The organism is Phormidesmis priestleyi BC1401, assembly GCF_001650195.1.
GTDB classification, from domain to species: domain Bacteria; phylum Cyanobacteriota; class Cyanobacteriia; order Leptolyngbyales; family Leptolyngbyaceae; genus Phormidesmis_A; species Phormidesmis_A priestleyi_B.
In genome coordinates, this window is record NZ_LXYR01000002.1 from 68,953 (window position 1) to 82,220 (window position 13,268).

The following is a 13,268-nucleotide window of genomic DNA, read 5'->3' on the forward strand; positions in this document are numbered from 1 at the left end:
TTAACTTGTCTAAAGAAATGTATCTTTTGAGTGAGGCAATTCAGATGGAAAAGCAAGAAGGCAAAATCGGCTTTACCAGATTCGCTGAGTCATTGAATGGTCGCCTAGCCATGTTAGGAATCGCGATCGGATTCGCCACCGAGTTAATGACGGGCAAGGGCATCTTAGAGCAACTCGGCTTGATGTAGTTCTCACAGCTCGTTTTATTTGACAATCTTCCTGGAGGTAACTTGATTACTCTCCAGGTTTTTTGTGGCTTAGAACTCAACATTTAGCGGAGTTCTAGGGAATGGAATCACATCGCGGATGTTGCTCATTCCGGTCATGAACTGCACGAGACGCTCGAATCCTAACCCAAATCCTGCGTGGGGAACGGTGCCATATCGTCGCAGATCCAAATACCACCAATAGTCTTTTACGTCCAAGCCTTGCGCTTGAATTCTGCGTTCTAAAACGTCAAGCCGTTCTTCTCGCTGAGAGCCGCCGATAATCTCCCCAATCTTAGGCGCAAGAATATCCATCGCACGAACGGTTTTTTCGTCTTCGTTCAACCGCATATAGAACGCCTTGATCTGCGTCGGGTAGTCAGTCACAATCACAGGCTTTTTAAAGAGTTCTTCGGCTAAGAAACGCTCGTGTTCAGATTGCAGATCTGAGCCCCACTCGACAGGATACTCGAACGTCCGATCGCTCTTTAATAAAAGCTCGACTGCCTTCGTGTAAGTGACCCGCTCAAACTCGTTTTGAATGATGTTTTCGGCGGTTGTGAGAACTGAGTTATCAATGCGATCGTTGAAAAACTGCATATCTTCAGGGCACTTCTCCAGCACATAGGAAAAGATGTATTTGAGAAACGCCTCGGCTAAATCCATGTCTCCTTCGAGATCACAGAATGCCATTTCTGGCTCGACCATCCAAAACTCTGCCAGGTGGCGCGACGTGTTAGAGTTTTCGGCGCGAAACGTTGGACCAAACGTGTAGACGTTGCTGAATGCCGTTGCCATAATTTCGGCTTCTAGCTGTCCGCTCACGGTTAAATAAGTCGGTTTGCCAAAGAAATCTTTACTGTAGTCAACCGATTGATTCTCAGTTAAGGGAACTTTTTTGAGATCCAAACTGGTGACCGCAAACATTTCACCTGCCCCTTCACAGTCGCTTGCCGTAAGAATAGGCGTGTGAACCCAGATAAACCCCTGTTCTTGAAAGAATTGATGGATCGCCATTGAGCAAGCATTGCGAACTCGAAAGACGGCTCCCAGCGTGTTGGTGCGCGATCGTAGATGCCCAATCTCCCGCAAAAACTCAAACGAGTGACGTTTCTTTTGCAGCGGATAAGTCTCTGCGTCGGCTTCACCATAGACGATGACAGAATCTGCCTTGACCTCAATGCGCTGCCCTTTGCCTGGAGACGGCACCAAAACTCCTGACACCTCAACTGACGCTCCCGTACTCAGTCGTTTGACCACAGATTCATAATCCGGTAGGTCAGCATTCATCACCACTTGCAGACCTGCCATCGACGAGCCATCGTTCACCTCGATAAACGAGAAGCCTTTTTGCTCTCGCTTGGTGCGAACCCAGCCTTTAATCGTGACTAACTCATCAGGTTGTCCGGTGCGTAGCAGTTCTGAGATCCGTCGTGTCATGAGGGGTTTAGGGGGTTAAGGTCTGCGGAGTCGAACTTTTGGGGCTAGGAGTCGGATGCCTTAAAGTATAAAAAGCCAACGACCAGCCGACCACAATACCAAGTCCGCCAAATCGAACGGCTTGCCAGAAGACTTCTTTAAAGCCAGCCCACGAAAATAAACGGCTTTCTAGATTGAACTCTAGCTCTTCTAGCTGCGTCTCGATCTTTCGTAATTCTAATTTAAGGCTAGACGATTTGCTTTGACGAAGCTGCGATCGCACCGTTTGAGATCGCGCTTCTAACTCTTTTTGAAGCGGCTGATCGTGTTCGATTTGGGCATGACGCTCTTTGAGTTCTTGGAGCGATCGCTCTACGGTTTCAAGAATTTGCTCAAAGGTTAGCTCTGACTCATCGGAGTCTGGTTTTGTGGATAAACGATCGGGGTCTTGGGATGGCTGCATTCAAGCGTAGTAGAGTAGGAGTGACGGGTAGACCGATCCATTTTACCCATTCCGTTCAAGCTGCGTTCTATGTCGGACTTCACCCATGATTCAATCTCAAACAGAAGCCTCTAACCCAGCCGCAGCCACTAAGCTTTCTGAGTTCAGTGCGTTTGAGTTAGCGCAGGCATTGACCGAAAAGTTAAGCATCAACGATCGCGATTGGCATCAACTCAAGTCAAATCGACTGGCTCGATCTCGCGAGCAAGCTGCCGTTGCGTTGATTTTTCTGCTCAAAGACCAGCCAGAAGAGGCGCTTTTAAGGTTGCAACAGGCATCCGGATGGTTAGATAAATCAATCTCTGCCCCACCTTGTGAACACCACGGTTCTAAAAAGTAGGGCTAAATTGACATTAAGAGCTTTGCTTATTTGCCTTAGCTCCAAAGTTGCTCTGAAAGTTAGTCCTGCAATACAAGCCTTCTAGCTGGGCAGAGATTTGCAGGATCGTCTCTGTGCCAGTAGGAGCCGTGACCGCTTGGGCGATCGGCTGGCAAAGTATTGTGAAAAGGCAAGAACATCCCGCCAATAACAGTAGCTCTAATTTCTTGGTTTGCATGGTTCTGTTTGAATTGATCCTTTTGCAGGCAGGGCGTTCGTGTTGCTTTGCCAAGATAACAAAATTTTGAGCAACTCTGACAAGCTGATGAGACTAGCTCAAAATTTCTTCTAAGGCTGGCTTAATGATTGGATATTGATACTCAAATCCATCGGCTAGAGTTTTCTTGGGCAACACTTCTTGACCTTCAAGCACTACTTTAGCGCCATCTCCCAACATCGCTTCCAGGGCGAAACTGGGCACTGGCAGCCAAGACGGACGACTGAGCACTTGACCTAGTGCGGTTGCCATCTCAGCCATACGGACGGGCTTTGGAGCCGTAGCGTTAAAAACGCCTTCCATCTGAGGTCGAGTCAATGCCCGCAAAATTAAGCTCACCAAATCTTCTCGATGAATCCAGGAGAACCACTGGTTGCCACTGCCGATCGGACCTCCCGCAAACAGCTTAAAGGGCGTAAGCATTTTGCCTAATGCCCCACCCATTCCTAAAACAATTCCAAGCCGCAAAATCACGAGACGAACGCCGCTTTCTTTAACTTTGCTAGCTTCGGCTTCCCAGGTTTGGCAAACTTCTGCTAGAAAGTCGTTGCCCGGAGAACTGGTTTCGTCAAAGGTGGCAGTCTCGCTCGTGCCGTAAAACCCGATCGCCGATGCATTCACCAACACAGACGGCTTGGGATTTGCCTTGGCAATGGCTTCGACCAGCTTTTGAGTCGTGAGCTGGCGACTATCCATTAACGATCGCTTGCGCTCTGGAGTCCAGCGAGTTTCAGCGATCGCTTCTCCTGCCAGATTGACTACGCCATCACAGCCTGCGATCGAGTCTTGCCATGCACCAGAGTCGATCGGATCGTAAGCAATGATCTCTAAATTGGGATAAGCAGATTTTGGGAAAACCTGTTCCGCTTTTAGAGCATTGCGGGTGAAGACCATGACTTGATGTCCTTCAGCCGTCAATCGCTCTACTAAACGACTGCCCACAAACCCAGTTGCCCCTATTACTGCGACTTTCATCCACGTTCTCCGTAATCGAAATAATTCGCTACCGATATCGGTTCATAAAACTTAAAACTAAGTATACAGAAATCAGGTGGGTAGAAAAATTAAGCATTCAATGCAAAAAGGTACAAACTGTAAGTCTGTACCTTTTGTCAGATTCTGAACAAGAGCAAGATTTGAGGATGGAGACGTTCACTACTTAATGTAGTTGGCTTCTGCTTCTAGCATCCGCAAAAGGTTTTCGTCTCCTCTATCTCTGGCGGCTTCCATCCGACGCTGCAAGTTTTTTTGCAGATTTTCGCGGTGGGTGGTTGCAGTTTGTGTGTGAGATTGACGACTTCTGTTCATATCGGACATTTCCAAGAGATTATTTGTGCTGAGTCACTATGTCTTCTAATTATAACATCAAAAACCTAAACGGTAGCTTACACTACAAAAACTAATTATTAGAGCCATAGGAAATCGTCATGATTCTGACGCTGCTGAGTGATTTTGGCACAAGTGATGTTTACATAGCGGTGATGAAAGGAACGATCGCTCAGATCAATTCTTCTCTCACGGTGATTGATCTAACGCATCACGTTCCCCCTCAAGATATTGCGACGGCTCGGTTTCACTTGATGAGTGCTTATCCCTACTTCCCAGTCGGAACGGTGCATGTGGCGGTCGTCGATCCCGGTGTGGGAAGTCAACGACGCGCGATCGCCATTCAACTTGAGTCAGGATTTTTGGTCGCGCCTGATAATGGTTTAGTGAGTGGTGTTCTGAGTCAACAAGGGGCGATCGCGGCTGTCGAGTTGACTAATCCCAGCTATTGGCGCACCTCGTCGCCCAGCACAACCTTTCACGGACGCGATATTTTTGCTGCGGCTGGGGCACATCTGACAAGCGGAGTGCCGCTTCAAGAACTGGGGACTGGCATTGATTTGAGTACGATCGTGCAGTTGCCAATCCCAGATCTGATTCGGACGGGAAGCACGGTTCAGGGAGTGATTCAAGCGATCGACCATTTTGGCAATTTGATCACCACGATTCCAGGAAGTGACGTTGCCGGAAAGTCTTGGAGCGTCAGAATAGAGAACTCGATTTATTCAGGTCAAGCAACCTACTCAGAGAGTGAGCCTGGAGAAATTCTGGCTTTGGTAGGGAGTCACGGCTGGGTTGAAGTTGCCGCAAATCGAGCCAATGCTCAAACGCACCTTAATTTGAAGTGGGGCAGTGTCGTGTCCGTCATGATTAATGAAGATCAGCGGCTTCCGATCGAGCTTACCAACGGCTCAAATACAGGCAACAAATCCGATCGGCTAACCACTAAAGTTGGGAACGATCGCTGACTATAATTCTGTCCAACTTGAATCGGAAAAATAGGATTAGGTTCGAGCGGATACCAGACTGCACCAGCGGCTTGCACGATCGCCCACACCGCCGCGATATCCCAGATTTTTGGTGTGGCTTCGACTCCTCCGAGGGTTGCTCCAGCCGCAACGGTCAAAAAGCTATAAGTCGTCACTCCTAACATCCGAATCTTGGCAGGAACGGGATTTTTAAGCACCGAAATACTTCGGGCACACAAGTTGAAGAAGTGATTGCTCGTCAAGGGATCTGGACTGGCGTGAATGGGATTGTGATTGAGAAAGGCTCCTGTTGGCATCGTCAAACCCGATGAGCCTTGCCAAAACCCATGAAAGGACTGCCGTAACGGTGGAAAATGCACATATCCAAAAACTGGAGTTCCTTGATAGAGCAAGCCAAGCGAGATTCCCCAGAGCGGCAGACCTCTCGCAAAATTTGTTGTGCCATCTAAAGGATCGATCACCCAGCACCAGTCTTGAGCGGGAAAAATATGCTCAGTTTCCTCACTCAAGACCCCGTGAGTTGGAAATGTTTGAGCGATCGCATTGCGTAATTCTTGATCTGCCCATTGATCTGATTTCGTCACCAAACTCCCGTCTGATTTTTCAGACGCTTGCGCCTGCCCATAATCTTGTAGAAGCTGTGTGCCGACTCGCTCAGTGGTCGTTTGAGCAAAATCAAGGATTTGTGTCCAAAAGTCAGTCATTGTAAGAAGTCCAATTAGGGCAGTAGTTGAGAACTAATCGTCAATATTCGGAACCAAATATTCCAAGTTCTCAGTCAGGGCGGTCTGTGAGAGTATTGGCGATCGCCCCTTTTCTCTTCGCAATTGCCTATCGCTCTACAGCTTGCCCGATCGCTGCCAGTGCCTCGTCACACCAAGCCACCCACTCTTCCTGATAGCGAATGCCGCGACGAATCACAAGATGCATGTAGAGATCTTTCAAATCTAGCGAACTCAGATGCTTCGCAAAATGCTCATCTAATTTTTTTACCTGTTGCACCATTTTAAGGTGTAGCTGCCGCCGCCGTTCAATCTCGCGGGTGACGACCTGAGAAGAAACCAAATGACCCGCTAAACCCATCACTCCTAAATCTTCGCGAATGGCGCTAGGTTCACAGGGTTTGGTCAACCAATCGAGCAGTTCTTGGTGCCCAAGATCGGTGATGGAATAGATTTTTTTGTCGAGTCGTCCCGGTTGGGGAATCGCTTCATAAGTAACGTTGCTTTGCTGTTCTAACTTGGTCAGTTCGGCATAAACCTGCTGCTGGCTGGCTTTCCAGAAGCAACTGCCAAATCCTTCGGCAAATTCTTTGGCAACGTCGTAGCCGCTCATCGGCTGACGAGACAGGAACGCCAGAATTGTGTGCTTGAGTGCCATGTCTAAAAATACTTGACTGATTCAATTGGTTCAGTATACCTTAGTTTTTGTATCCAATTTTTTGTATTCAAAAAATGGAGTTAAGCATGATCAATATTCCTTGGAAATCGAAAGGGCGATCGCCTTTAATCGCCATGCTGGGGGTCGGCTGCTTGCTGCTGGTGGGTGGTGTAGCGTATCGAGTGGGCATCAGCCGTCCGAATCAGCAATCATCGGCTGTGGTGAGCGGTGCACCTGCGATCGCAACGGTATCTGCTTTGGGGCGGTTGGAGCCACAGGGCGAAGTGATTCAGGTGTTTGCGCCCACTGCTGCGGAGGGGGCACGAGTCGAAACCCTTCGTGTCACTCACGGTCAACGAGTTCGCAAAGGCGATGTGATAGCCGTTCTGGACACTGCTGCGCGGCGACAGACAGCACTTCAGGAAGCTCAGGAACAAGTCAAGGTGGCTCAAGCCCAGTTGAGTCAGGTGGAAGCGGGTGCGAAATCAGGACAAATTCGGGCGCAGTCGCGAGTGGTGGATCGCCAGCAGGTGGAATTACAAACTGAAACTGAAGCTCAGGAAGCCACGATCGCCCGTCTGAGAGCAGAACTGAACAATGCAGAACTGGAGGCTAGGCGATATCAGGTGCTTTATACTGACGGAGCCGTTTCTGCCTCTTTGCGGGATGGGAAGCAATTGACCGCTGATACAGTCCGGCAACAGTTAAACGAAGCACAGGCAAATTTGATTCGGATTCAGCGATCGCGGCAGCAGCAGGCTTCCGAAGCACAGGCAACGCTTGACCAAATTGCGGAGGTGCGTCCGGTGGATGTGAACGTGGCACGATCGCAAGTCTCTGCGGCACAAGCAAGGGTGGCACGGGCACAGGCGGAACTGGATTTGGTCACAGTGCGATCGCCCCAGGATGGACAAGTCCTTAAAATTCACATTCGCCCTGGAGAACTTGTGGGCACTCAAGGCATCGTCAGTCTGGGTCAAACTCGGCAAATGGTGGCGGTGGCAGAAGTGTATGAGTTGGATATCAGCCGCATTCGAGTTGGACAAACTGCAACCGCGATCAGCAAGAACAATGCTTTTCCAGAGGTGCTGCGAGGCAAGGTGGTCGAAGTGGGGTTAGAGATTAACAAGAAAGATGTGTTGAACACCGATCCGGCAGCACAGTTTGATGCGCTGGTTGTGGAAGTGAAAGCGCTGTTGGATGAAGCCTCTAGCCGTCGAGTTGCGGGATTAACCAATTTGAGTATTCAAGTATTAATCAATGTCAACTCCTAATGCAATGACATGACTAAAATCACTTCTAAAAAGAAACCGCTGTTTCTCTCCTGGCTACAGTTACGCAAAGAACGAGCGCGTTTAATCGTGGCGATCGCGGGAATTAGCTTTGCTGATGTGCTGATGTTTCTGCAAATGGGTTTTCGAGGTGCTTTATTCAGCAGTGCAGTGGAATTTCACCATAGCTTGAACGGCGAAATTGTGATGATGAGTAGCCGAACGCGATCGCTGATTTCTCTCGATCTATTCACAGAACGCAGACTCTATCAAGCCGCAAGCATCACAGGGGTTGCATCGGTCAGTCCGATTTACTTAAATTCGATTCAGTGGCGGAATCCTGAGAACAAAGAGATTTGGGACATTTATGCCATTGGAATCAATCCCGAACATCAGGTATTAAACATTCCGGGAGTCGAAACCAACCGCGAGAAACTACGCCAGCCGATACGGCTTTGTTTAATCAGGGGTCTCGCAGAGAATTTGGCGCGATCGCTCAACGGTTTCAGGCAGGCGAAGCAATCACCACCGAAATCAATGAACGCCAAGTTCAAATTCAGGGCTTGTTCAAACTCAGCCCCACGTTTGGCATCAATGCTTATTTGGTTACAAGCGATATCAACTTTTTACGCATGGCTCCTTTTCGTCAAGGGGGACTGGTTGATGTAGGCGTGATTAAGCTTAAGTCTGATGCTGATGTCCAAGCGGTTCTAGCAGAACTGCGATCGCGCTTGCCAAGCGATGTCAAAGTTATGACCAGAGACGACTATAAAAAAGCAGAAGTTGCCTTTTGGAATGCGAGTACTCCAGTAGGCTATACCTTTGATTTGGGTGTGGTGATTGCCTTCATTGTTGGCGCTGTAATCGTTTACCAAATTCTTTACAGCGATGTGACCGATCATTTGCCCGAATATGCCACCCTCAAAGCGATGGGATTTCGCGATCGCTATCTCCTCGTTGTTGTGTTTCAAGAGGCTTTGATCCTAGCAGCATTCGGATTTATTCCCGGTACCTTGATCGCATTAGGTATCTATCGAATTACTAACCTCGTGACCATGCTGCCAATGGCAATGGATTTGGGGCGAATTGTGTTTGTCTTTGTTCTCACCGCAATTATGAGTTCGCTTTCGGCTGCGATCGCAGTGCGTAAGCTGCAAACGGCTGATCCTGCTGATATTTTTTAGGAGTTGAGCATGGTCACAAGTCTATCTAAACCTGCAATCTCGATCGCGCATCTAAATCATTACTATGGTCAAGGTTCTCTAAGAAAGCAGGTTTTGTTTGATATTAATCTGCAAATCGATCGTGGCGAAATCATCATCATGACGAGACCATCGGGTTCGGGTAAAACTACATTGCTGACGCTAATGGGAAGTTTACGATCCGTTCAAGAGGGAGACTTAACTATCCTGGGGCAAGGGTTGCTTCATGCCACTAAAGAACAAATGACTCTGGCTCGTCGCAATATTGGCTTTATTTTTCAAGCGCACAATCTATTAAACTTCCTGACTGCTTATCAAAATATTGAGATGGCATTAGAAATTCAAGAAGTAACTGCCACCGCTGCCGATACTCGCATTCGGACTGTTTTGAGCGCGGTGGGCTTAGAAAATCGAATGGACTACTTTCCAAGCGATCTATCAGGTGGACAAAAGCAACGGGTCGCGATCGCTCGTGCCCTAGTCAGTCAGCCTAAAATTATTCTGGCAGATGAACCCACGGCTGCACTCGATAAAAAGTCAGGACGAGATGTAGTAGAAATTATGGAAAAACTCGCCAGAGAGCAAGGTTGCACCATCCTACTCGTGACCCACGACAACCGCATTCTAGATCTTGCCGATCGCATTATCTACATGGAAGATGGGTATCTAGTGAATCGTTCTGATGTTGCTGCGATCGTTCAATAGATTTTTCACACATGAACATTACTTCGACTTATGCTGCAATTCTCGCCTTACTCTTCGTGGGGCTTAGCGTCAGAATACTAAGATTGCGGCGTAGCCTCAAGATTGCCATTGGTGACGGCGGGGACAAAAAAATGCTGCGCGCTATCCGCGTGCATTCAAATTTTGCCGAATATGTGCCATTTGGGCTGCTTTTGCTTTATCTTGCTGAGACCCAAGGAGCGCCGTCTGCTGTCATACATGGAGTGGGATTGTGTCTTCTGATAGGCAGGCTTTCTCATATGTACGGGGTTAGTCAGGAGAATGAGCAGTTCCAGTATCGTGTGCTAGGCATCTCTGTGACCTTTACTGCATTTGTCGCGTCTGCGGGCTTTCTACTATTTGTTGCCGTTCGTAATGGTGCCTAACGCCTTAATTCAGTCGCTAGTCCAGTTCGGCTTCAAGAACGGCGGAGATCGCTTTCTCAGAGCTGGTTCTAAATTCTTGAATGCTGACTCGCGCCAGCAGCACCACTGCCAAAATCATGCCCAGCGCTTCACACGCAAACACCAAGCTATAAGCCGGAAAGGGCTGCTGAAAGAGCCGCCGTCCCAAGTCGAGAATCGCGCCTCCTGCCAGAGTTGCACTGGCTTGAGCCAAGGCTTGAGCGAGTCCCCAAGCTCCGACGAACGTTCCTGCGGTTTCTGCGGCAGTGAGATCCAGCATTAGACTGACTGCGCTGTTGGTCAGCACACCTGACGATAAACCAAACAAAATCACCGCACTTTTGAGCAACATTTGGGTTTGTGTCAAGCCGGATGTGATGATCAGCAGAAAGCAAGCACTCGTCAACAAACAGCCTAGTTTTGCGGCACGCTGCTTGCCAATACGAGGCACGATCAGAAATCCGCCGAGGCTCATTCCTGCCAAAACGCCATATCCCCAATATTTGTTGAGTCCCGCGCTTTCGGCGATCGTCATCCCAAACACTTCACGGGCATAAGGCTCTAACACGGGCTGCTGGAGAAACAAGCTGATCGTCATCACCAGCAAAAACGAGAAAAAGATTCCCGTCTGAGGGCTGGCTGTCAAGACTTTAAAGGCTCTGCCCAACGTAATTTGGTCTTCTCGCTCAACTAGATGCGATCGCGAGGCATAGCGAGAATATTTTTTCTCAATTCCAAATGTTGCCAGAAATGTGAGACCGATGACGGAGATCGGGAAGACCGTAAATAGACGATTTATGAATGGTTGCAAGGTGTCGGGAGTCAATCCAGTCAGCATTTTTTGCCCCACGATCGCGCCGACTACAATTCCGACCATCAGCATTGACCAGACAATGCCGACGACTTTCGATCGCTGATCTTCGTCCGTGATATCAACCAGGAGCGCTACAAACGGAGTCGAACTCGCGCTAATGCACAGCCCATATAGCCCAAACATCAGAGCCAGTAACGCTGCCCAAGCCGTGCTTTGGGTCGTCCAGCCCATAGCAGCAGTGCTGGCACCGAGTTTCCAGACGACTTGCACAGCGAGAAATAGACACACCGCCTGCAGCGTCATGCCAACCCAGATGTAGCCCGTGCGGTGATAGCCCCTAATCGGCTTAGAGTCAGACATTTGCCCAAACCAGATTCGAGCCGGAGCCACAAACTGATACATTGCGATCGTTCCAGCCGCGATCGTTCCTGGCACCTTGAGTTCCGAGATCATCACCTGGTTGAGAACGCCCAGCGTCAGCAGTGACAGCATCCCCAACCCCATTTGAAACAAACCCAGCCGAAACATTGTGAACAAGCCCAGCTTAGGTAAAGGCTTCATCGGCTCAGACGGCACCCATTCTGGATTAGGAACATCGCTAGTCGCCATAGTTTTTCTCAAATTGCAGAAGTCACGACAGATCAGTGTCTCATTTTTAGGATAAAGGCGATCGAGCGGATTGAGGAGCGCGTGTGGATTTGTAACGATCGAGAGACGCATCACTTGTGATGAATCGTTACACTAAGAGACGTTAAGCTCTCAAATAAGATTAGGTTTTTATGGTGCAGTTCATTTCTTTCGGCGCAAACTTGCCCACAATTCCGCCACTTGGCATTGGCACATGGCAATGGGGCGACTCATTGTTCTGGAGCTATGGCAAAGACTATGGCGAAGCTCAAGTCAAAGAAGCATTTGATGCCACGATTGCTTCTGGAGTTGATTTCTTTGATACAGCAGAAATTTATGGCTTAGGCGAATCAGAAAAACTGTTGGGACGGTTTATGAAGCAAACCGATCGCCCGATTCAAATTGCTACAAAATATATGCCGCTGCCGTGGCGATTCTCAGCGCAGTCAGTTCACGAAGCGGTATCAGATAGCCTGAAGCGGCTTCAGATTGAGCAAATTGCGCTTTATCAAGTTCATATGCCGTTCGACTTTTTCATGAGTAAGAAAACTTTGATGGAAGCATTGGCAGAAGAAGTGAAGCGAGGGCGAATTGCGACGATCGGAGTCAGCAACTATTCGGCTGAACAAATGCGCGAAGCTCACGGATATTTGGCGGCAAAAGGGGTTCCTTTAGCGGTCAATCAGGTTCGTCATTCACTAATTACTCGCCAAATTGAAACAAACGGCATTTTCAATACTGCTCGTGATTTGGGAGTAAAGATCTTGGCATACAGTCCCTTGGCGCAGGGGCTATTAACAGGAAAATATACGCCTGAGAATGCAGACTCGGTGACAGGTGCCCGAAAGCTCGATTCTCGCTTCAGCCGTCAGGGATTAGAAAAACTTGCTCCTGTCCTCAATCTGATGCGAGAAATTGGACAAAAGCACGATAAAACTCCTGCTCAAGTTGCGCTTAACTGGCTGATTACTCAAGGCAACGTGATTCCGATCCCCGGTGCTAAAAACGCTGATCAAGCTCGACAGAACGCCGGAGCTTTGGGCTGGTCACTTGATCCCGACGAATTCACTAAACTTGATTTAATAACGCGCGATCGACGCTAAAAAGTTCACGAGTGATAAGCGGCGATCTTTAAGTTGAGAATCTCCACTCACTATTCAAAGTTCAAAACTTATCACCGATTGAGGCTCTCTTTACGCTCTAGCTACAGAAAAGCTCCGGAACCTAGAACGCTTGACTGAATAGTAAGTTAAGAAGAAGCAGTCCCGTGTAAGAGCTGGCACAAGCGTCTATGAGTGCAGTTTTAGTCGTTGATGATAGTACGATGGTTCGGGTAATCCTCTCAGAATGCCTGGAAAGCAGTGGGTTTGAAGTCATTGAAGCGATCGACGGCGTTGAAGCGATCGAGCAGATTCAGACCCATCGTCCAGATTTAGTGATCACCGATATCGTGATGCCGCGAATGAATGGCTACGAACTGTATCGCTGGATCAAGAGCGATCCCCGAACAAAGGCAATTCCCGTGATGATGTGTACTGTTAAAGATGAGGACTTCGATCGCTATTGGGGTTTAAAGCAAGGAGCCGATGCCTACATCGCCAAACCATATTGCCCCTTAGAAATAGTCTACGCTGTCAAGCATTTATTAGAGATGGTAGAACCGATAGCCCTAAAATACCCGATGCCGTAGAGACGTTCCACCGGAATGTCTCCGCACAATTTCGCAATCACGACCGCATTCAAAGAATTTCCAAATAAAAAGCGGGCTAAGGAATCTCCTCAGCCCACTAACATTAACTATCTTTCACT

The 13,268-nt window shown here is 48.5% G+C and carries 17 protein-coding genes; 9 read left to right on the forward strand and 8 right to left on the reverse strand.

Annotation, left to right across the window (positions count from 1 at the left end):
- Positions 1 to 44: 44 nt before the first annotated feature.
- Positions 45 to 188, forward strand: a complete 144-nt coding sequence (locus tag A8707_RS01735) for a high light inducible protein (RefSeq protein WP_068814556.1) — start codon at positions 45 to 47, stop codon at positions 186 to 188.
- 69 nt (positions 189 to 257) lie between these two features.
- Here A8707_RS01735 and asnS read toward each other — a convergent pair whose 3' ends face one another.
- Entirely contained in the window at positions 258 to 1,646 is a 1,389-nt protein-coding gene (gene asnS, locus A8707_RS01740; RefSeq protein ID WP_068814557.1) for an asparagine--tRNA ligase, read from the reverse strand.
- Between the two features lie 7 nt (positions 1,647 to 1,653).
- Positions 1,654 to 2,088: a sll0565 family protein gene (locus A8707_RS01745; RefSeq protein WP_068814558.1), complete on the reverse strand. Its 435-nt coding sequence runs from the start codon at positions 2,086 to 2,088 to the stop codon at positions 1,654 to 1,656.
- 85 nt (positions 2,089 to 2,173) lie between these two features.
- Between A8707_RS01745 and A8707_RS01750 the strand changes: the two genes are divergently transcribed.
- Entirely contained in the window at positions 2,174 to 2,467 is a 294-nt protein-coding gene (locus tag A8707_RS01750; protein ID WP_068814559.1) for a DUF6439 family protein, read from the forward strand.
- Positions 2,468 to 2,480: 13 nt separating this feature from the next.
- Here A8707_RS01750 and A8707_RS01755 read toward each other — a convergent pair whose 3' ends face one another.
- The 3 genes from A8707_RS01755 to pirA form a co-directional block, all read right to left on the reverse strand.
- The gene (locus A8707_RS01755; RefSeq protein WP_068814560.1) at positions 2,481 to 2,684 is read right to left on the reverse strand and encodes a hypothetical protein; all 204 of its coding nucleotides are present in this window, start codon (positions 2,682 to 2,684) and stop codon (positions 2,481 to 2,483) included.
- A 93-nt stretch (positions 2,685 to 2,777) separates the two neighbouring features.
- Positions 2,778 to 3,698, reverse strand: coding sequence for a thylakoid membrane protein ThyD (gene thyD / locus A8707_RS01760; protein WP_068814561.1), 921 nt, complete (start codon positions 3,696 to 3,698; stop codon positions 2,778 to 2,780).
- A 180-nt stretch (positions 3,699 to 3,878) separates the two neighbouring features.
- A complete protein-coding gene (gene pirA, locus A8707_RS28850) occupies positions 3,879 to 4,031 on the reverse strand; it encodes an arginine synthesis PII-interacting regulator PirA (protein ID WP_197484577.1) in 153 nt (50 codons plus the stop codon).
- A 119-nt stretch (positions 4,032 to 4,150) separates the two neighbouring features.
- On the opposite strand from pirA, the gene A8707_RS01765 reads away from it, so the two are divergent.
- On the forward strand, positions 4,151 to 5,017 hold the full coding sequence (locus tag A8707_RS01765) for an SAM hydrolase/SAM-dependent halogenase family protein (protein WP_068814562.1): 867 nt from the start codon (positions 4,151 to 4,153) through the stop codon (positions 5,015 to 5,017).
- On the opposite strand, the gene A8707_RS01770 is transcribed toward A8707_RS01765, so the two are convergent.
- Both A8707_RS01770 and A8707_RS01775 read right to left on the reverse strand, forming a co-directional pair.
- Positions 4,930 to 5,742: an inositol monophosphatase family protein gene (locus A8707_RS01770; RefSeq protein ID WP_068814563.1), complete on the reverse strand. Its 813-nt coding sequence runs from the start codon at positions 5,740 to 5,742 to the stop codon at positions 4,930 to 4,932. The two genes, A8707_RS01765 and A8707_RS01770, sit on opposite strands and share 88 nt — an antisense overlap.
- Positions 5,743 to 5,869: 127 nt before the next feature.
- A complete protein-coding gene (locus A8707_RS01775) occupies positions 5,870 to 6,418 on the reverse strand; it encodes a PadR family transcriptional regulator (protein ID WP_068814564.1) in 549 nt (182 codons plus the stop codon).
- A gap of 86 nt (positions 6,419 to 6,504) precedes the next feature.
- Between A8707_RS01775 and A8707_RS01780 the strand changes: the two genes are divergently transcribed.
- The 4 genes from A8707_RS01780 to A8707_RS01795 all read left to right on the forward strand — a co-directional run bounded on the left by A8707_RS01780 (position 6,505) and on the right by A8707_RS01795 (position 10,000).
- The gene (locus A8707_RS01780) at positions 6,505 to 7,692 is read left to right on the forward strand and encodes a biotin/lipoyl-binding protein (RefSeq protein ID WP_231947894.1); all 1,188 of its coding nucleotides are present in this window, start codon (positions 6,505 to 6,507) and stop codon (positions 7,690 to 7,692) included.
- 452 nt (positions 7,693 to 8,144) lie between these two features.
- Entirely contained in the window at positions 8,145 to 8,873 is a 729-nt protein-coding gene (gene devC / locus A8707_RS29430; protein WP_231947895.1) for an ABC transporter permease DevC, read from the forward strand.
- A 9-nt stretch (positions 8,874 to 8,882) separates the two neighbouring features.
- On the forward strand, positions 8,883 to 9,596 hold the full coding sequence (locus A8707_RS01790; protein ID WP_068814565.1) for a DevA family ABC transporter ATP-binding protein: 714 nt from the start codon (positions 8,883 to 8,885) through the stop codon (positions 9,594 to 9,596).
- Between the two features lie 11 nt (positions 9,597 to 9,607).
- Positions 9,608 to 10,000 (forward strand): MAPEG family protein, encoded by a 393-nt coding sequence (locus tag A8707_RS01795; RefSeq protein WP_068814566.1) that lies wholly within the window; start codon positions 9,608 to 9,610, stop codon positions 9,998 to 10,000.
- Between the two features lie 16 nt (positions 10,001 to 10,016).
- Here the strand turns inward: A8707_RS01795 and A8707_RS01800 are convergent, their stop codons facing one another.
- Positions 10,017 to 11,441 carry a BCD family MFS transporter gene (locus A8707_RS01800; RefSeq protein ID WP_068814567.1) on the reverse strand — a complete coding sequence of 475 codons (1,425 nt, stop codon included), beginning with the start codon at positions 11,439 to 11,441 and terminating at the stop codon, positions 10,017 to 10,019.
- 170 nt (positions 11,442 to 11,611) lie between these two features.
- Here A8707_RS01800 and A8707_RS01805 point away from each other — a divergent pair, with 170 nt between their 5' ends.
- Together A8707_RS01805 and A8707_RS01810 are read left to right on the forward strand one after the other, a co-directional pair.
- Complete coding sequence (locus tag A8707_RS01805) at positions 11,612 to 12,562, forward strand: aldo/keto reductase (protein WP_082906186.1); 951 nt, start codon at positions 11,612 to 11,614, stop codon at positions 12,560 to 12,562.
- Between the two features lie 188 nt (positions 12,563 to 12,750).
- Positions 12,751 to 13,149 carry a response regulator gene (locus tag A8707_RS01810; protein WP_068814568.1) on the forward strand — a complete coding sequence of 133 codons (399 nt, stop codon included), beginning with the start codon at positions 12,751 to 12,753 and terminating at the stop codon, positions 13,147 to 13,149.
- The last annotated feature ends 119 nt before the right edge of the window (positions 13,150 to 13,268 follow it).